The organism is Rhizobium sp. WSM1328 (genome assembly GCF_057653715.1).
Map to the genome: position 1 here is coordinate 1484556 of NZ_CM172788.1, position 15461 is coordinate 1500016.

The following is a 15461-nucleotide window of genomic DNA, read 5'->3' on the forward strand; positions in this document are numbered from 1 at the left end:
CTTTCAGCGCCGTTCCCGCCATTGTAGAGCCGCTTCAGTCCTGTTCGAGGCGCCAAGCTTGCTCAGAATCTGAGTCATATGGTGTTTCACGGTCTTTTCCTGCAGGCTGAGGCGCAAGCCGATATGCTTGTTTGACAGGCCTTGGGCGACAAGATCCATCACCTCGCGTTCCCGGGGCGTCAGACTGTTCTTGTCGGAGGTTCCGCCATTCAGCGAATTCTCCATGACTTTTGCCGACATCGTCGGCGAGATATATCGCGAGCCACGCAGGACGGTCTGGATTGCTTCGGCGAGGCCACGCGAACCGACACCTTTCAGAACATAACCCATCGCGCCCCGTTGCAGAGCTCCCAGCAAGGTGTCCACCTCCTCCGATACCGTCAACATCAGCACTTTCGTTGTGGGGCTCCGCGCCAGGACGTCACTGACCGCAGACAGCCCGCCGCCGGGCATCGAGACGTCGAGAAGCATGATGTCGGGGTGGTTGTCCGAGGCGATCATCGCCGCGTCGTCGCTGCTGGCTCCCTCACCAACGACGACAAAGCCGCTGATCTCCGACAGGCTACGCGTTACACCCTCTCGAAAAAGCGGATGATCGTCCACGACGCCGATGGTGATTGATGTCATCTCTACTCTCCCACTTCCATTGGCTCGAAGATCATGGTCACGGTCGTTCCTCCTTCGCCTGTCTTGATGTCGAAGGATCCTCCCAGGCTGTCGATGCGCTCCCGCAACCCAACGAGGCCAAGGCTCGTTGGCCTCACCTCCGTCGGATCGAAGCCGTCGCCGCGATCGCTGACCTCGACACGGACATGACCCTTGTGCGAGACGGCCCTGACCGCCTGCTGAACGCCGCCGCCGTGGCGATAAGCGTTGTTCAAGGCTTCTTGAACGAAGCGATAGATACAGATTTTCACGGCGGGAGGAAGGTCCGGTCCATCTTCGTCGACAATCGTTTCGACATGGCTTTCGGTCTTGTGCCGATGCGCGTCGACGACCCGCGTGACGATCTCGGTGATTGAGGATTTTTCGATCTGCGGAAGCACCAGCCCACTGCAGATATTGCGGATTTCCGTCATCGCCTCGGCAAGGCTCGAACGTATCCAGGCAAGCTCCTTTTCGCGCGCTTCGGGCTGGGTGGAGGCATTGATCAACACGTCGCTGTCCAGGCGCAGTGAGGCATAGGCAATGTGCTGGGCTGGACCATCATGCAGATCTGCACCGATGCTGCGCAAATATGTTTCGTTCAGCGCTGCCGCCCGCTGGGAGGCGCGCTGCAGACGACGCTGGAGTCCACGGTTTTCCGCCAGCAGCGCAGACAGTTCGGTGACGCGTTCGTTGAGATCCTTGCGCTGCGCCTCGATCGTGCGGCTACCCCGGAACACCAGAACGGAGAGAACAAGGAAAAAGGTCGCCGTCAGAGCGGCGACGGCGCCCCAGCTCCGGAGCCTGGCATGCGCCAGACTATCGCCCAGTCCTTCTGCTGTCTCGTAGAACTCAAGGACGGCGACCGCCTGTCCGGACCATGGCTGGAGCACAGGATTATAGATCTCCATCAGCGGCTTGCCGAGCGCGCGCTCGTTGTCGCTTTCCGGATCGCTGGCAATCTCGTAGCGCGCGACGAGAGATCCTGCGAATGCCCTCTGCAGCTTGTCGCTTACCGCAAACTTCCTGCCCACCAGCTCCTTCTCGTTCGAGTAGAGGATGGTGCCGTCGCTTCGCCACAGCTTGAACGAAACAAGGCGCTTGCCGAGCGCGCCCTGACCGAGTGTCTCGTCCAGAGCTTGAGCACTCGCTTCATCCAGCAATGACTCTGTTTGCATATCGGGAAGTAGCGGCGCGATCACGCTGTCCACATAAAGCGCCGTCGCTGCGCCTGAGTTGTGGATGACGGCCTCCTCTATCAGGTGGCTTACAAAAAAACCCACCACGAACATGGCGGCGATCGATATGAGCCCACCCGCGATGAAGAACTGGGAGGCGAGCGAGCGGGCATTCCAGCGGCGAAGCCAATTCATTTTGATACCGGTAAGAGACTGCCCGATTAACCTACCGCGTCTTTAGGGTTTTCCAAACAGCATCAGGGCACATTCCTGGTGTCGAACACCTCGGCGCCTCTTATGCTTTGGGTCAACCCGACGGTGTCGCCTGATATGGCTGCACCGAAGACGTAGAGAAGGGCGGCCAGAACGATGACTAGTGCGAAGACGGACGCATTACAGGCGTCATTCACTCGGGATCTATGACTCTGGTTCATGTTCGGATCTCCTTCAGTATCGTTCGAAACGGCGCGAGTCCGATGCGCGTTCCACCTCAGGGACTTCGGTCGGAGGAGGTTGGGACCAAGGTCTGACGCCCGTAGACATCAGCACATTCAGGCATATTTCCTGGCCGACCGACTTGGGTTTGGAGGCTTGTGAGTGATGATTTCCATGGACTTCGAAGGCAGCGACGACCGCGCCGCATCTGTCGCTTCTCTCCAGCCGTTCGAGGAAGGCGTCGCCGAATTTTACGATAGCTATCTCGTGCCGATTCTCTTCGAGCCCTATGCCTCGGAGATGGCGATCGTCGCCGAGCGCTAGCGGACCAATCGCGCGATTTTTCAAATGGAATTCCAAAGCTCTGTCCGCCAAGATGTGACGGCGCAGGGATTCAGCTCGTGCGCTGCGTGTAGGAAGGTTCTTGCATCGCGCGGATGACGTGCTGCTCGATCTCGAAGCAGGTCTCGTCGTATTCCCGTACGAGGTTCGAATTGGATGGTCGTCCTCGAAGTGTGTCGCGCGCTTCGACTGCCATCTGGTAGGCCTCGAAGAGCTCGAGCTGCAACGGGTCGCACGCTGCCATGATCAGCGTCCGCATATGCGGCAAACGCATCGCCAGGCGCCGGCGCCCAGCTTCCCGGCGGTTGGATCGTGCCATCTCCTTCAGTCTCCTGCCTCCTGTATAATTCCTCAAAACGGCATCGATCTAAGGATAAATTATGCAGTAATTCAAAGTGTTACAGCGTCCTTTACGCGTCTGAAAAGACGCGTGGCGCTGTAAGCCCGTATGTGGGGTCTTCGATCCTGAAGTAGCGCCGGCGACGGGCATTGACATGGGTTTGGGACCAAAGGCCGGGGTCTATCAGACTGAAGTCCGGGCCGTGGAACGACCGCGCCTCCAGCTAGTTGGTTTGCCAGCGGTCACGAAGGCCGCCTCGAAACAGAAGGAGGAGAAAATGATCTCCAAGCTTATCGTCGGTGCGGCCACTGCCGCGACCCTCATGTCGGGCGTCGCATTCGCCCAGTCCTCGACCGTCAACGGTGCGGCCGGTGGCGCGATCACTGGGGCGATCGTCGGCGGCCCCGTCGGCGCTGCTGTCGGCGGCGTTGCCGGCGCAGTCGTGGGTACGGCGATCGATCCGCCGCCGCAAAAGGTCATCACCTATGTCCGCGAGGCGCCGGCACCATCGGCGCGCGTGGTCATGAAGGAGAAGGTTGTCGTCGGCCAGCCCCTGCCGGAGACGGTTGTCGTGACGCCTATTCCGGATGACCCGACCTATGCTTACGCGGTCGTCAATGATGAACGTGTCATCGTCGAACCGTCGTCCCGCAAGGTGATCCAGGTTATCAAGTGATCTGATCCTACACGCGGCCTCTGCCGCGTCCTCCATCCGGAAATCATCGCTCAAAGTCCGGGAACCGCCGCACGACCGACGGCAGCGTCGTCGTGCGGCCAAAAACAGCCGATGCCCCGGCGGCGACTCCGCCGCCGGAGCGCCAACGAGGAGAGGAACATGATCTATTCCGAAGAGAAATCCCGTGGTCTGGCCGTGCCGCTGATCGCCATCCTGCTGGCAATCGCCGGCATTCTCGCCGTGCTTGTCGCCACCGGCGGCCGACATAGCAGTGCCGCCGGCCGCGTCTGGATTCCACAGGCTCAACAGCAGGGGTCGGGACGATGAAAGCCATCGCATCGGTTGCCTTTGGCATCTTAAGCTCGGTCGGGGTCTGCGTCGCTGCCGCATCTTTCGCATCCTATGTCGTGGCGGATTCCGAGCCTCACGCCTTCAAGGAGCTCGCAGCGCCCGATCTATGGACGACGACGCCGGCGAAAGTCGATCCTCGGCAGCAGCACTATGAACGAATTGCGCCTCTCTATTCCAGCTATGTGACCGAGGCGTCGGCCAGCATGGCGTCAGCGGCGAGGCCGGATTCGGCTCGCCCGCCAGCCGAACTTCAGACCCCGCAGCCCAGACTTTCGGCCTCGCATCTTAGCTGGTGTGCAAACCGCTACCGCTCTTTCGATCCCGCGACCAACAGCTATCGGGCCTATAGCGGCGAGACTCGCGAATGCGCTTCGCCGTTCCGGCGGACTGTCGCGGAGGCCGGTGAAGGCGTCGGTACGAAAGTGAATGCACAGGCGGTAGCCCGGTGCGCCGCTCGCTACAACTCGTATCGACCGGAAGACAATACGTATCAACCATGGGAAGGACCGCGGCGCAGCTGTGACATGTCGGATCTCGTTGCGACGAGCAATTGATTATCGGCGGTGGTCGCGCGGTGCGGATGATGCTGCACCACGCTGGTGAATCGGACTTAAGTCCGTGTTGCGAACGCTACGGTTGTGATACCCGGTTGTATTAGAGTGTTGGAGATCAGGGATGGCGACGGCGCTGATAACGGAAATCCAGCAGGCACAGACAAGGCTTCCGCTCTTGAGCCGAGCGGACAGGGGAACCCTTATCGTTCGCATCCTCCGCGAGTTGAAGACGCATCGTCGGGAGGTTCTCGGACATGTGCCGGCCGAGCACTGTGTTTGGATCGACAGGCTGATTGCGTCCGTGTCCTCGACGATATCGGAAATCGCCAACATGCAGGACGCCGAGTTCCATCGGGTCTTGAACGAGTTCGAAAAGCTGATTGCGACGCTCGATGACATTTCGCATGCCGAGAAGCGATCGAAGACAATTCACTGAAAGGGTCGCCAGCGGTGGCCAAACTGGCGCCTCACCGGAAACCGATCCCTTCGCGCCAGCGTTCTCCTTCCATGACAGAAAGGAAATCCGCCGCTGATCACGACGAGGCGCCGTCCGACGAAGACGATGCGAAGCCGGGCGCGGACATTTCCTTCCCTTACGACAGGATGACTGTCGAGCAATTCCGAAGCCGCTTCCCCCGGGCCCGCTGGAGTGATGCCCGAAAGGCGTGGTTCGTTCCCGGACGGACGGCGTCCCGCCGCATCGGACGATGGCTTGCCGAGATCGAGGCCGAAGCCGACGCCCATGCGGATGCGAAGGGACGCGACGCCTTCGTCTTCGATCCCATCGACAGTCCATATCTTGAACTCGGCAAGGCAGGCTTTCGAATCCGCACGCCGTACTCGAAGACCGTCGTCGACGAATTGCGCGAAGTGCCATTCTCACGGTGGGACGGCGATCTCAGGATATGGCACGTTCCCTTTCGGTCCTATGAGGAACTCCGACGCAGATGGTCTGATATCGAGGCGGCGGCTCGCAGAAACGAGCCGGAGGAGAGACGACGTCGAGCCGAGGAGCGGAAGGGGACCGAACAGGATATACGCAGCAAGCTCCGCTCTGCGGAACGAAAGCGTCATCGTTACCCGCTTCGAAGCGACGACCTGCCGCCGATAGGACGTCCTGTGGTCATCGCCTATGGAATCGTCGTCTTTACCGAAATCTCAGGCGAACTGGTCGACCCGGACGTCGTTGTGGACGTCTATCCCGGCATTACTGAGGATCACGTCTGGGGATATTGGCGGCCGCCCACATTCGAAGAACTCGTCCGCACCTGGCCCGCGAAAATGCTTCCGATTCAAAACGCCGAGTGGTGGCTGCCGACGATCGAGGAATTGAGGCCGGCCCGTCGCACGGCAAGATCGCGCGAAGCCAGGAAATACGCGAAGACGCCGTGAGCGCTGCTTGCCGTAGAAAAGAGGATGACTATACCCGATGCCGATCGTCAGGTTCGGTGGCGCAGGGCGTCCACCAGCGCCACGAAAGCCGGAGAGGACTGCCTTCTGCTGGGATAGTAGAGATGGTAGCCATCCCAGTGTGGGGAAAAGGCTTCCAGCACGCGTCTCAGACGGCCTTCCGCGATATGAGGCAGCGCGACGTCTTCCGGTACGTATGCCAAGCCAAGTCCGTCCAGCGCCGCTTCCACACTCTGATAGGAGTTATTGAAGGCAAGCTGTCCCTCCACCCTGATCCTGATCTCTTTCCCGTTGTCTTCGAACTCCCATGCCCAGAAGCCGCCATATGTGGGCAGGCGCTCGTTGATGCAGTTGTGGCGGACAAGGTCCTGCGGATGCTCCGGAACCCCATTGCCGTCGAAATATGAGGGTGCGCCGACGACGGCAAAAGGGAAATCAGGCCCGATGCGTGCCGAGATCATATCTTTCGCCACCTGCTCTCCCATCCGGACGCCGCCGTCGAAGCGCTCGGTCACGATGTCAGACAGCCCGTTTTCGCGCATCAACTCCACCTTGATGTCAGGGTTGTTCGGCAGGAAACGCTGGAGCTTCGGCCAGATGATCCAGTTGATCGCATGGTCGGATGCCGTGATGCGGATGTTCCCGGCCGGCTTTTCCCTGAATTCCGTGATGGTTTCGAGTTGAGCCTCGATCTCGTCGAAATGAGGCCCCACGCCTTGGAACAACCGCTCTCCAGCGTCAGTGAGCGAAACGGCCCGCGTGGTACGGGTCAGCAGCCGGATCCCGAGCCGCGCCTCGAGCTGGCGGACAACGTGGCTGAGCGCCGATTGAGACACGCCCAGCTTCGCAGCCGCCCGCGTAAAGCTCTTCTCTCGGGCGACCGCCAGAAAGGCCATCAGGTCATTGACGCTCTCGCGCGGCATTCACGAGCTCCTTCGGATCAAATGGCCGTTGTACTGAATTTGCTGAGGCTGGACATTGAAATCATCGTGAACACCCCTCTGGCTCGGGTCGCACTGGAACAAGTTGCGCCGCCGACCATTTGTCGTCCATGAAAACAGCCCTGCCGATGTCGCTGCTCGCTCTCACCATCTCCGTTGGCGGTGCTAGCGCGCGGGAACTCCGACCCGAAGCAATCAATAGCGCGTCGATTGCTTCCTTTGAGGCAGGGAAGCCCAAGCCCGCAGATCCGGACCCGGCGATCGTCCGCCTTCAGGTCCTGCTCGACCGTGCAGGCTCGTCTCCCGGCGTGATCGATGGCCTCTCCGGCGAAAACGTAGACAAGGCCGTGGCCGGCTTCGAGGCGATGAACAATCTTCCTGTCGATGGAAGGCTGGATCCAGAGGTCGCCTCCCGCCTTGAAGGCAATGCCGCCATCGTTGCCCCGATCGTTGAAAGCTATGTCGTCTCGGCAGAGGATGCCGCGGGCGTCGTCGACAAGATTCCCGAAGACTATGGCGAGAAGGCAAAGATGCAGAGCTTGGGATATACGAGCGTTGCAGAGAAACTATCCGAGCGGTTCCACATGGGCATCGATCTCGTGCATGCGCTCAACCTGGCTTCGCAGTTTGCTCCTGGCGATACGGTGTGGGTCGTGGATCCCGGCTCTCCAAGGCAAGGAAAGGTCAAGAAGATCGAGGCCGACAGGAAGACGGGGCAGGTGCTCGCCTATGCCGCGGATGGATCGCTGCTTGCAGTCTATCCCGCAACGATCGGAAGCGAAGACAATCCGGCGCCGTCAGGAAAACACAAGGTCAAGGGTGTCGCGAGGATGCCGGTCTACCGGTATGACCCGAAGCGCAACTTCAAACAGGGAAAGAACGATAAGGTCCTGACGATCCCGAAAGGGCCGAACGGTCCTGTTGGTACGGTCTGGATCGATCTGACCGAGCCGACTTATGGTATACATGGGACACCGGAACCGAAGCTCATCGACAAGGTTGGCTCGCACGGTTGCGTGCGGTTGACGAACTGGGATGCCGAAGAGTTGGCGGCTATGGTCAAACCAGGGGTCGTGGTGGACTTCGTCAATCGAAGTTCAGCCGCTCCGAAGTGACTGCCTTCTCCAGTCCGTCGTCGACGCGATGTGTTGGCGTCGCTCCCTATCATTCGCGATTCACGAAGCTTTGGCTTCGAAAGCCGGGGCGAAATCTCCCAGCTGTTTTGCTTTGAGGATCGTGGCCTCGATATCCTGCTCCACGATCGCTTCAAGATCGGCGAAGCTGTCGATCAGATAGTAGATCGGCTGGAGGATATCGATCCGGTAGGGCGTCCGCAGCACGCTCAGCAGATCGAACGGCCGGAATTCGCACGCTTTGCCTTCCATTGCCGCTTTCGCTTCGTTGGGCGATGAGACGATGCCCGCGCCGAAGCAGCGGCGTCCCTGCGGCGTATTGATCAGGCCGAATTCGACAGTGAACCAGAAGATCCGGAACAGATGCCATGAATAGCCCTTGCCGAGGCGGACCGCGGTTTCGCCGAAATGCCGGACGAAATTGGCATAGCTCTGGTTGGTGAGCATGGGGCAGTGGCCGAAGACCTCGTGGAACAGGTCCGGCTCCTCGATATAATCGATATGTTCGCGACGGCGCAGGAAGGTTGCAAGCGGGAATTTGCCTTGTGACAGAAGTTCATAAAAGCGTGAGGGCGGAATGAGCGCCGGCACACCTTCGACGCCAAAGCCGGTGGTCTCGTTCAGGCGTCTGTTCACATCGAGAAGCTGAGGCACCTTATCCGGCTTCAGCCCCAGCATTTTGACGCCGTCCAGATATTCGCGGCAGGCGGTATCGGAAAGCAGCGTCATCTGACGCCGGTAGAGTTCGCCCCAGATAACATCTTCATCCGGGGTGTAGTCGTACAAACCATCCGGGCCGGGCAGTTTGGCGGTATAGCTGCTTTCCTTGGTCATGTGCTGATCCTCCCGAGCAGGGCACTTTTCCTGCCATTATGATCCGAGTTTGGAGGATTTTCTTTTCTTTCATGCTGGCTGTCGCCATAATGGTGGCAAATATTCCCGAAAGCGACGCCAAAAATGAAAGAACCTGGGAATTTTCGCCGTAAGCTTCTGCAGCTCGTCCAGGCCGACGGCAGCCTGTCGCTGGCCGACCTGGCGGAAAAGGCCGGCATGTCGCAGAGTTCGGCATGGCGGAAGATCCAGGAGCTTGAAGCCGACGGCGTCATCCGCAAGCGGGTGACGCTGCTCGATCCTGGAAAACTCGATCTCAAGCTCTGTGTGATCGCGCATGTGACGCTGGAGGATCACCACGAAGAGGCGGTCGCATCTTTCGCTTCGATGGTGCTGGAGCGGCCGGAGATCATGGAATGCTACGCCCTGTCGGGCGCCTTCGACTACATGCTGAAGATAAGGGCAAGCGACGTGGAAAGCTACGAAGCCTTCATGACCCGCTATCTCATGCGCAACCCGCATGTGCGCACGGTGGTCTCGAGCTTTGTGCTGCGCGAGCTGAAATTCTCGACCGAATTGCCGCTCTAGATATGACTGCGCAGGGCGATGCTGTCGACATCATCGCGTGCTGTCGCCATGTCAATGGCCCGGCATCAGCACCGGAAAGCCTTCGAATGTCTTCAGCGTGTCGAGGACGATCGACGTCTTCACGTGCTGCACCGACTCGTGGGGCAACAGCACGTCGTTGACGAATTTCGAGAGGTCGGCGAGGCCGCGGGTCGCGACCGTCAGGTGATAGTCCATTTCACCGGTCAGCGCATAGGCTTCGAGAACTTCAGGCAACCCGTTGATCAATTGCGAAAACCGGCGGGCATTGTCTCTGTTGTGGGTCGCAAGTGTCACGGAAATGACCACCAGCATATCGAGACCAAGCTTCTGCCGATCGAGGTAGGCGCGGTAGCTGCGGATATATCCTTCAGCCTCCAGTCTTGTGCGCCGGCGCGAACATTGCGACGGTGAAAGCGCGATCCGCTCGCCCAACTCGTTGTTCGTCAGCCTGCCATCCTTTTGCAGTTCCTGGAGCAGGCGCAGGTCCAATTTATCGAGCGGCTCATCCATTGCACAAAATCTCCAAAACGCTCACAGATCGTGCATAATCTCCTCCTGAAGCATAAAGAATGCAAGAACTTTGCACGCGTTTTGGGCCACACTTTGCATATCAAATGCAATTTCCTCTGGAGGAAAGAAAATGGGTCCTTTCCCGCATGACGCGCCGCCCTCGGAAATCACCGCCGACAATCCGGCCGGCACCGACGGCTTCGAATTCGTCGAATTCGCCCATCCCGAGCCCGAAACGCTGCGCGAACTCTTCACACGCATGGGCTATGTTGCGGTCGCCAAACACAAGACGAAAGATATCACCGTCTGGCGACAAGGCGACATCAACTATGTCCTGAACGCCGAACCCGGCAGCCATGCCGCGCGCTTCGTCGCAAATCACGGTCCCTGCGCCCCATCGATGGCCTGGCGCGTCGTCGACGCCCAACACGCGTTCAAGCATGCGGTGTCAAAAGGCGCTGTCCCCTATGAAGGGGACGACAAGATGCTCGATGTTCCGGCGATTGTCGGCATCGGCGGCTCGCTGCTCTATTTCGTCGAGACCTATGGTGCCAAGGGATCGGCCTACGAGGCCGAGTTCGATTGGCTCGGCGAGCGCGACCCGCATCCCCAAGGGATCGGCTTCTATTATCTCGACCATCTGACGCACAACGTCTTTCGCGGCAACATGGACAAGTGGTGGGATTTTTACCGCAACCTGTTCAATTTCAAGCAGATCCACTTCTTCGATATCGATGGGCGCATCACCGGTCTGGTGAGCCGCGCCATCACCTCGCCCTGCGGCAAAATCCGCATTCCGCTGAATGAATCGAAGGACGACACCAGCCAGATCGAGGAATATCTGAAGAAGTACAAGGGCGAGGGCATCCAGCATATCGCCGTTGGAACGGAGGATATTTACGACGCCACCGACAGGCTGGCCGACAACGGCCTGCGTTTCATGCCGGGTCCGCCGGAGACCTATTACGACATGTCCTATGAACGCGTGAACGGCCATAGTGAACCTGTCGAACGCATGAAGAAACACGGTATCCTCATCGATGGCGAAGGTGTGGTGAATGGCGGCATGACGAAAATCCTGCTGCAGATCTTCTCCAAGACCGTCATCGGCCCGATCTTCTTCGAATTCATCCAGCGCAAGGGCGACGAGGGTTTCGGCGAAGGCAATTTCCGGGCTCTCTTTGAGTCGATCGAGGCCGATCAGATCAAGCGTGGTGTCATCGGGACTGCAGCGGAGTAAACTCACTAGCGCCGCGCATCTTTCAGACGCGCGGCGCTGGAGTGTTCGGGGAGGAGTGAGCATGGACCAGACATCGATCCAGACGTCGGATGGTGAAGCCGCGACAGCAAACACGCTGAAATATATGCCGGGGTTCGGCAATGACTTCGAAACCGAGTCGCTTCCCGGCGCCTTGCCGCAAGGCCAGAACAGTCCGCAGAAATGCAACTATGGTCTCTATGCGGAGCAGCTTTCCGGCTCGCCGTTCACCGCGCCGCGCGGGACCAACGAAAGGTCCTGGCTTTACCGCATCCGCCCGAGCGTGCGTCACACCCGTCGCTTCTCCAACGCGTCCTATCCGCTCTGGAAAACCGCACCTTGCCTGGACGAACATTCGCTTCCTCTCGGCCAGCTTCGCTGGGATCCCATCCCCGCACCCTCGGAGAAGCTGACGTTTCTCGAGGGGGTGCGGACCATCACCACGGCAGGCGATGCCACCACCCAGGTGGGCATGTCAGCCCATGCCTATGTCTTCAATGAGGACATGGTCGACGATTACTTCTTCAACGCCGATGGTGAATTGCTGATCGTGCCGCAGCTCGGCGCCATCAGAGTGTTCACCGAAATGGGCATCATGGATGTCGAGCCCCTGGAAATATGCCTGATCCCGCGCGGCATGATGTTCAAGATCATGAGGGGTGGCGACCAGACGGTCTGGCGTGGCTACATCTGCGAGAACTACGGCGCGAAATTCACCCTGCCGGACCGCGGACCGATCGGCGCCAACTGCCTGGCAAACCCGCGTGACTTCAAGACGCCTGTCGCCGCATTCGAGGATAAGGAAACGCCGTGCCGCGTGCATGTGAAGTGGTGCGGAAAATTCTATGTCACCGACATCGGCCATTCGCCGCTGGATGTGGTGGCCTGGCACGGCAACTACGCCCCGTTCAAATACGACTTGCGGACGTTCTCGCCGGTCGGCGCTATCCGCTTCGATCATCCCGATCCGTCGATCTTTTCGGTGCTGACCGCGCCGACCGAAGATGCGGGTACGGCGAACGTCGATTTCGTGATCTTTCCGCCGCGCTGGCTGGTCGCCGAACATACGTTTCGACCGCCTTGGTACCACCGCAACATCATGAGCGAATTCATGGGCCTGATCCATGGCCAATATGACGCCAAGGAGGAGGGCTTCGTGCCGGGCGGCATGAGCCTGCACAACATGATGCTTCCCCACGGGCCGGACGCGCTCGCCTTCGAAAAGGCATCCAATACCGAGCTCAAACCCGTGAAGCTCGATCACACCATGGCCTTCATGTTCGAGACCCGGTACCCGCAGCAACTGACGAAATACGCAGCCGAGCTCGAAACGCTGCAGGATAATTACCTGGAATGCTGGGACGGCCTGGAACGCAAGTTCGACGGAACCCCCGGCATCAAGTGATGCATCAACTGAAGTCATCCTCCTGCACGGAATTCGGACATGAAACTTGCGACGTTAAAAGACTCCACGCGGGACGGCCGGCTCGTCGTCGTTTCCCGCGACCTGACCCGCTGTTCCGAGGTCGGCCATATCGCCCGCACATTGCAGGCAGCACTCGATGACTGGGAGCATGTGGCTCCGAGGCTCGCGCTGATTGCCGAAGGGGTCGAGACCGGAGCCCAGCCGACGATCCGGTTTCACGAACATGACGCTACGTCACCTCTGCCGCGCGCCTACCAATGGGCCGACGGCTCCGCTTACGTCAACCACGTCGAACTGGTGCGCAAGGCACGCGGCGCCGAGATGCCGGCGAGCTTCTGGACCGATCCGCTGATCTATCAGGGCGGCTCGGACGCTTTCCTTGCGCCGCGTGACCCGATCGTGGCGGCCGACGAGGCTTACGGGATCGACATGGAGGGCGAGGTCGCCGTCCTCACCGGCGACGTTGACATGGGTTGCAGCCCGGAAGCGGCGCGCGGCGCCATCCGTCTCCTGATGCTCGTCAACGATGTGTCGCTGCGCAGTCTGATCCCTGGCGAGTTGGCGAAGGGATTTGGTTTCTTCCAGTCGAAGCCGGCATCGGCATTCTCTCCGGTCGCCGTGACGCCGGACGAGCTCGGAGATGCCTGGGACGGCGGCAAGCTGCATCTCCCGCTGCTGGTGAGCTTGAACGGCAAGCCATTCGGCAAGGCCAACGCCGGCATCGACATGACCTTCGATTTTGCCCAGTTGATCGCCCATGCCGCCAAAACCCGCAATCTCGCGGCCGGCACAATCATCGGCTCGGGAACGGTCTCCAACAAGCTCAACGGCGGCCCGGGCAAGCCGGTGGAAGAGGGAGGAGACGGCTACTCCTGCATTGCCGAAATCAGGATGATCGAGACGATCGAGACCGGATCGCCGAAGACCCCTTTCATGAAGTTCGGCGATCAGGTCCGCATCGAGATGAAGGATAAGGCCGGCCATTCGATCTTCGGGGCAATCGAGCAGACGGTCGAGAAATACCAAGGGGCCGGACCGCAATGAGCGAGGTCGTCCTTTACGACTACTGGCGATCCTCGGCGAGCTATCGCGTCCGCATCGCGCTCAATCTCTTGGGCGTCGATTATCAGACAGTGTCCATCAACCTGTTGGAAGTAGCGCACAAGACCCCGGAATATCTGGCCCTCAACCCGCAGGGACTGGTGCCGACATTGGTGATCGACGGGAAAACACTGACGCAGTCGCTGGCGATCGTCGAATACCTCGCTGAGACCAGGCCGGAATGCGGATTGCTGCCATCTGACATTGCCGATCGCCAGAAAGTCCGCGCTCTCGCATATGCGGTCGCCATGGACATCCATCCGATCTGCAACCTGCATGTCGTGTCACATCTGATGAGCATGGCTGACAAGGCCGATGCCCGCGAGGAATGGATGAAGCATTTCATTACCGACGGACTGGGCAAACTGGAAACCATGATCGGCAAAGCCGATGGCGCGTTCAGCTTTGGAAATACGCCGACGATGGCGGACCTCTGCCTCGTTCCCCAGGTCTACAACGCCCGTCGCTGGGGCGTTGAGTTGACCGCTTTCAAGCGCATCGTCGACATCGACGCCGGATGCGCAGACCTGCCGGCCTTCCAGGCGGCGCATCCCGACCGCGTGAAGCCGTAACGGCAGAGCGGGACCCGGGACGAAATTCGAAGAAGCATCCCCTTCTTCCTGCGGCTCTCGCATCAATGGCCGGCACACACCAGATCGCGTGGACTGGGATCTCACGATCGCGGCGAATGCGATGCCAATTCCTATAGGTATGAAGAGTAAGCATCGCCGGTCCGCGGGCGAGGTGCGGTAATTTGTCTAGCAGCCATCAAGCGCCTTGATCCTCGAGACCAGGGTCTTGCCAAACACGTAGGTGGTCTGGACATCGGCACGACCCTGGCAGCGACGTCCATCATTGGTGACGTATTCGTACGAAACCCGGACATCATCATTGCCGCGTAGTGCCGTTCCCGTGAGTTTGAGCGGCTCCGACATCGCGCCGAAGAAGGCGTGGATCGACACTTCGTTGAATGGGCCTTGGCCGCGTTTCTCCGGAACGACCAGCGCTGAGGCGGTTTCACCATCGGCTGCGGCGAGCGCGGAGTAGAAGGCCGTCACCGTGCCCATGGGATCGTGGGGAAACGTCTTGCCCGCCTCGGACGCCGGATCAGGTCCGTCCTCGTCAATCGCGTCGTAAGTGATGCCCACCATCTGCGCCTTCGCGGCCGTCAGCCACGCGATGCCTTCAGGCGGTGCCGACGTCACGTAGGCGATGGCAGTCTCGGACAATCCCAACTGGTTGAGATAAGCTCCGACCAGTGCGTTGGCGACACCACTCTCGCTGGCCTTTCCGTCGACCACGCGATAGGCGGCATGGAAACCGATATTGGATTCGGGCTGAAGAAACCGCTGCGAACCGGCAAGCCAGGTCAGGGCGCAAGCCGACGCGCACAAGGTCCCCGGCGGGGTGGCAGTGGCAAAGCCTCGAAGGCGGATGGCACGTCCGATCTCAATCCCGGCTTTGAGATCACCGCCCTCGCTGTTTAGAAAAACAAGGGCTTTGCTGGAGGCGGCGGCCAAGTTTCTGAAGACAATTTCGTCGCCTTCGTTCAAGACGCCCGTGACGGAGATCAGGTCTGTGTCGCCCTCCAACGGCTCTCGCGTGATCTCCGCCGCAGACAGAGGAAATGCGCATAGAAACAACAACCCAGCCACGATGTAACGCATCGATTCCCCCGCGTTTACTGTAACTATTCAACATTGCGACGAATGTTCTTGCAA

19 protein-coding genes and 1 pseudogene are annotated in these 15461 nt (G+C 59.6%); 12 read left to right on the forward strand and 8 right to left on the reverse strand.

Annotation, left to right across the window (positions count from 1 at the left end; genetic code table 11):
- Positions 1-3 precede the first annotated feature (3 nt).
- From AC2444_RS07550 to AC2444_RS07560, 3 genes are all read right to left on the reverse strand, one after another.
- Positions 4-627, reverse strand: a complete 624-nt coding sequence (locus AC2444_RS07550) for a response regulator (RefSeq protein ID WP_012757062.1) — start codon at positions 625-627, stop codon at positions 4-6.
- Between the two features lie 2 nt (positions 628-629).
- Positions 630-2018, reverse strand: a complete 1389-nt coding sequence (locus tag AC2444_RS07555) for a sensor histidine kinase (protein ID WP_012757063.1) — start codon at positions 2016-2018, stop codon at positions 630-632.
- A gap of 62 nt (positions 2019-2080) precedes the next feature.
- Positions 2081-2257 carry a hypothetical protein gene (locus AC2444_RS07560; protein WP_012757064.1) on the reverse strand — a complete coding sequence of 59 codons (177 nt, stop codon included), beginning with the start codon at positions 2255-2257 and terminating at the stop codon, positions 2081-2083.
- Between the two features lie 166 nt (positions 2258-2423).
- On the opposite strand from AC2444_RS07560, the pseudogene AC2444_RS07565 reads away from it, so the two are divergent.
- A pseudogene (locus AC2444_RS07565) lies at positions 2424-2579 on the forward strand (ubiquinone biosynthesis methyltransferase UbiE); the annotation flags it as partial.
- 73 nt (positions 2580-2652) lie between these two features.
- On the opposite strand, the gene AC2444_RS07570 reads toward AC2444_RS07565, so the two are convergent.
- Complete coding sequence (locus AC2444_RS07570) at positions 2653-2919, reverse strand: hypothetical protein (protein ID WP_012757066.1); 267 nt, start codon at positions 2917-2919, stop codon at positions 2653-2655.
- Between the two features lie 298 nt (positions 2920-3217).
- Here AC2444_RS07570 and AC2444_RS07575 point away from each other — a divergent pair, with 298 nt between their 5' ends.
- The 5 genes from AC2444_RS07575 to AC2444_RS07595 all read left to right on the forward strand — a co-directional run bounded on the left by AC2444_RS07575 (position 3218) and on the right by AC2444_RS07595 (position 5913).
- The gene (locus AC2444_RS07575; protein ID WP_012757067.1) at positions 3218-3616 is read left to right on the forward strand and encodes a DUF1236 domain-containing protein; all 399 of its coding nucleotides are present in this window, start codon (positions 3218-3220) and stop codon (positions 3614-3616) included.
- Between the two features lie 159 nt (positions 3617-3775).
- Complete coding sequence (locus AC2444_RS07580) at positions 3776-3943, forward strand: hypothetical protein (protein WP_012757068.1); 168 nt, start codon at positions 3776-3778, stop codon at positions 3941-3943.
- Positions 3940-4521, forward strand: a complete 582-nt coding sequence (locus AC2444_RS07585; RefSeq protein ID WP_012757069.1) for a BA14K family protein — start codon at positions 3940-3942, stop codon at positions 4519-4521. The genes AC2444_RS07580 and AC2444_RS07585 overlap by 4 nt, the downstream gene beginning before the upstream one ends.
- Positions 4522-4642: 121 nt before the next feature.
- Positions 4643-4957 carry a hypothetical protein gene (locus AC2444_RS07590; RefSeq protein WP_012757070.1) on the forward strand — a complete coding sequence of 105 codons (315 nt, stop codon included), beginning with the start codon at positions 4643-4645 and terminating at the stop codon, positions 4955-4957.
- A gap of 71 nt (positions 4958-5028) precedes the next feature.
- On the forward strand, positions 5029-5913 hold the full coding sequence (locus AC2444_RS07595) for a hypothetical protein (protein ID WP_012757071.1): 885 nt from the start codon (positions 5029-5031) through the stop codon (positions 5911-5913).
- A 47-nt stretch (positions 5914-5960) separates the two neighbouring features.
- On the opposite strand, the gene AC2444_RS07600 is transcribed toward AC2444_RS07595, so the two are convergent.
- Positions 5961-6854 (reverse strand): LysR family transcriptional regulator, encoded by an 894-nt coding sequence (locus AC2444_RS07600; RefSeq protein ID WP_012757072.1) that lies wholly within the window; start codon positions 6852-6854, stop codon positions 5961-5963.
- 119 nt (positions 6855-6973) lie between these two features.
- On the opposite strand from AC2444_RS07600, the gene AC2444_RS07605 reads away from it, so the two are divergent.
- Positions 6974-7987 (forward strand): L,D-transpeptidase family protein, encoded by a 1014-nt coding sequence (locus AC2444_RS07605; RefSeq protein ID WP_041935502.1) that lies wholly within the window; start codon positions 6974-6976, stop codon positions 7985-7987.
- A gap of 60 nt (positions 7988-8047) precedes the next feature.
- On the opposite strand, the gene AC2444_RS07610 is transcribed toward AC2444_RS07605, so the two are convergent.
- Positions 8048-8839: a phenylalanine 4-monooxygenase gene (locus tag AC2444_RS07610; RefSeq protein WP_012757074.1), complete on the reverse strand. Its 792-nt coding sequence runs from the start codon at positions 8837-8839 to the stop codon at positions 8048-8050.
- A 123-nt stretch (positions 8840-8962) separates the two neighbouring features.
- On the opposite strand from AC2444_RS07610, the gene AC2444_RS07615 reads away from it, so the two are divergent.
- Entirely contained in the window at positions 8963-9424 is a 462-nt protein-coding gene (locus AC2444_RS07615; RefSeq protein WP_012757075.1) for an Lrp/AsnC family transcriptional regulator, read from the forward strand.
- A 51-nt stretch (positions 9425-9475) separates the two neighbouring features.
- Here AC2444_RS07615 and AC2444_RS07620 read toward each other — a convergent pair whose 3' ends face one another.
- Complete coding sequence (locus AC2444_RS07620) at positions 9476-9955, reverse strand: Lrp/AsnC family transcriptional regulator (RefSeq protein WP_003558671.1); 480 nt, start codon at positions 9953-9955, stop codon at positions 9476-9478.
- Positions 9956-10085: 130 nt separating this feature from the next.
- On the opposite strand from AC2444_RS07620, the gene hppD reads away from it, so the two are divergent.
- The 4 genes from hppD to maiA all read left to right on the forward strand — a co-directional run bounded on the left by hppD (position 10086) and on the right by maiA (position 14312).
- Positions 10086-11195, forward strand: a complete 1110-nt coding sequence (hppD, locus tag AC2444_RS07625) for a 4-hydroxyphenylpyruvate dioxygenase (protein WP_012757076.1) — start codon at positions 10086-10088, stop codon at positions 11193-11195.
- Positions 11196-11256: 61 nt separating this feature from the next.
- Positions 11257-12618: a homogentisate 1,2-dioxygenase gene (gene hmgA, locus AC2444_RS07630; RefSeq protein WP_012757077.1), complete on the forward strand. Its 1362-nt coding sequence runs from the start codon at positions 11257-11259 to the stop codon at positions 12616-12618.
- Positions 12619-12657: 39 nt separating this feature from the next.
- Positions 12658-13683: a fumarylacetoacetate hydrolase family protein gene (locus tag AC2444_RS07635; RefSeq protein WP_012757078.1), complete on the forward strand. Its 1026-nt coding sequence runs from the start codon at positions 12658-12660 to the stop codon at positions 13681-13683.
- Complete coding sequence (gene maiA, locus AC2444_RS07640) at positions 13680-14312, forward strand: maleylacetoacetate isomerase (protein ID WP_012757079.1); 633 nt, start codon at positions 13680-13682, stop codon at positions 14310-14312. Before AC2444_RS07635 ends, maiA begins: the two co-directional genes overlap by 4 nt.
- 186 nt (positions 14313-14498) lie before the next feature.
- Here the strand turns inward: maiA and AC2444_RS07645 are convergent, their stop codons facing one another.
- On the reverse strand, positions 14499-15407 hold the full coding sequence (locus AC2444_RS07645) for a COG3904 family protein (protein ID WP_012757080.1): 909 nt from the start codon (positions 15405-15407) through the stop codon (positions 14499-14501).
- Positions 15408-15461 lie beyond the last annotated feature (54 nt).

Excerpts from the sequence above, each read along its gene's own strand:
- AC2444_RS07575 (WP_012757067.1), top strand. The coding sequence starts at position 3,218 with ATGATCTCCAAGCTTATCGTCGGTGCGGCCACTGCCGCGACCCTCATG.
- AC2444_RS07555 (WP_012757063.1), bottom strand. The coding sequence starts at position 2,018 with ATGAATTGGCTTCGCCGCTGGAATGCCCGCTCGCTCGCCTCCCAGTTC.
- hppD (WP_012757076.1), top strand. The coding sequence starts at position 10,086 with ATGGGTCCTTTCCCGCATGACGCGCCGCCCTCGGAAATCACCGCCGAC.
- AC2444_RS07580 (WP_012757068.1), top strand. The coding sequence starts at position 3,776 with ATGATCTATTCCGAAGAGAAATCCCGTGGTCTGGCCGTGCCGCTGATC.
- maiA (WP_012757079.1), top strand. The coding sequence starts at position 13,680 with ATGAGCGAGGTCGTCCTTTACGACTACTGGCGATCCTCGGCGAGCTAT.
- AC2444_RS07615 (WP_012757075.1), top strand. The coding sequence starts at position 8,963 with ATGAAAGAACCTGGGAATTTTCGCCGTAAGCTTCTGCAGCTCGTCCAG.
- AC2444_RS07610 (WP_012757074.1), bottom strand. The coding sequence starts at position 8,839 with ATGACCAAGGAAAGCAGCTATACCGCCAAACTGCCCGGCCCGGATGGT.
- hmgA (WP_012757077.1), top strand. The coding sequence starts at position 11,257 with ATGGACCAGACATCGATCCAGACGTCGGATGGTGAAGCCGCGACAGCA.
- AC2444_RS07595 (WP_012757071.1), top strand. The coding sequence starts at position 5,029 with ATGACAGAAAGGAAATCCGCCGCTGATCACGACGAGGCGCCGTCCGAC.
- AC2444_RS07620 (WP_003558671.1), bottom strand. The coding sequence starts at position 9,955 with ATGGATGAGCCGCTCGATAAATTGGACCTGCGCCTGCTCCAGGAACTG.
- AC2444_RS07590 (WP_012757070.1), top strand. The coding sequence starts at position 4,643 with ATGGCGACGGCGCTGATAACGGAAATCCAGCAGGCACAGACAAGGCTT.
- AC2444_RS07570 (WP_012757066.1), bottom strand. The coding sequence starts at position 2,919 with ATGGCACGATCCAACCGCCGGGAAGCTGGGCGCCGGCGCCTGGCGATG.
- AC2444_RS07635 (WP_012757078.1), top strand. The coding sequence starts at position 12,658 with ATGAAACTTGCGACGTTAAAAGACTCCACGCGGGACGGCCGGCTCGTC.
- AC2444_RS07645 (WP_012757080.1), bottom strand. The coding sequence starts at position 15,407 with ATGCGTTACATCGTGGCTGGGTTGTTGTTTCTATGCGCATTTCCTCTG.
- AC2444_RS07585 (WP_012757069.1), top strand. The coding sequence starts at position 3,940 with ATGAAAGCCATCGCATCGGTTGCCTTTGGCATCTTAAGCTCGGTCGGG.
- AC2444_RS07600 (WP_012757072.1), bottom strand. The coding sequence starts at position 6,854 with ATGCCGCGCGAGAGCGTCAATGACCTGATGGCCTTTCTGGCGGTCGCC.
- AC2444_RS07560 (WP_012757064.1), bottom strand. The coding sequence starts at position 2,257 with ATGAACCAGAGTCATAGATCCCGAGTGAATGACGCCTGTAATGCGTCC.
- AC2444_RS07550 (WP_012757062.1), bottom strand. The coding sequence starts at position 627 with ATGACATCAATCACCATCGGCGTCGTGGACGATCATCCGCTTTTTCGA.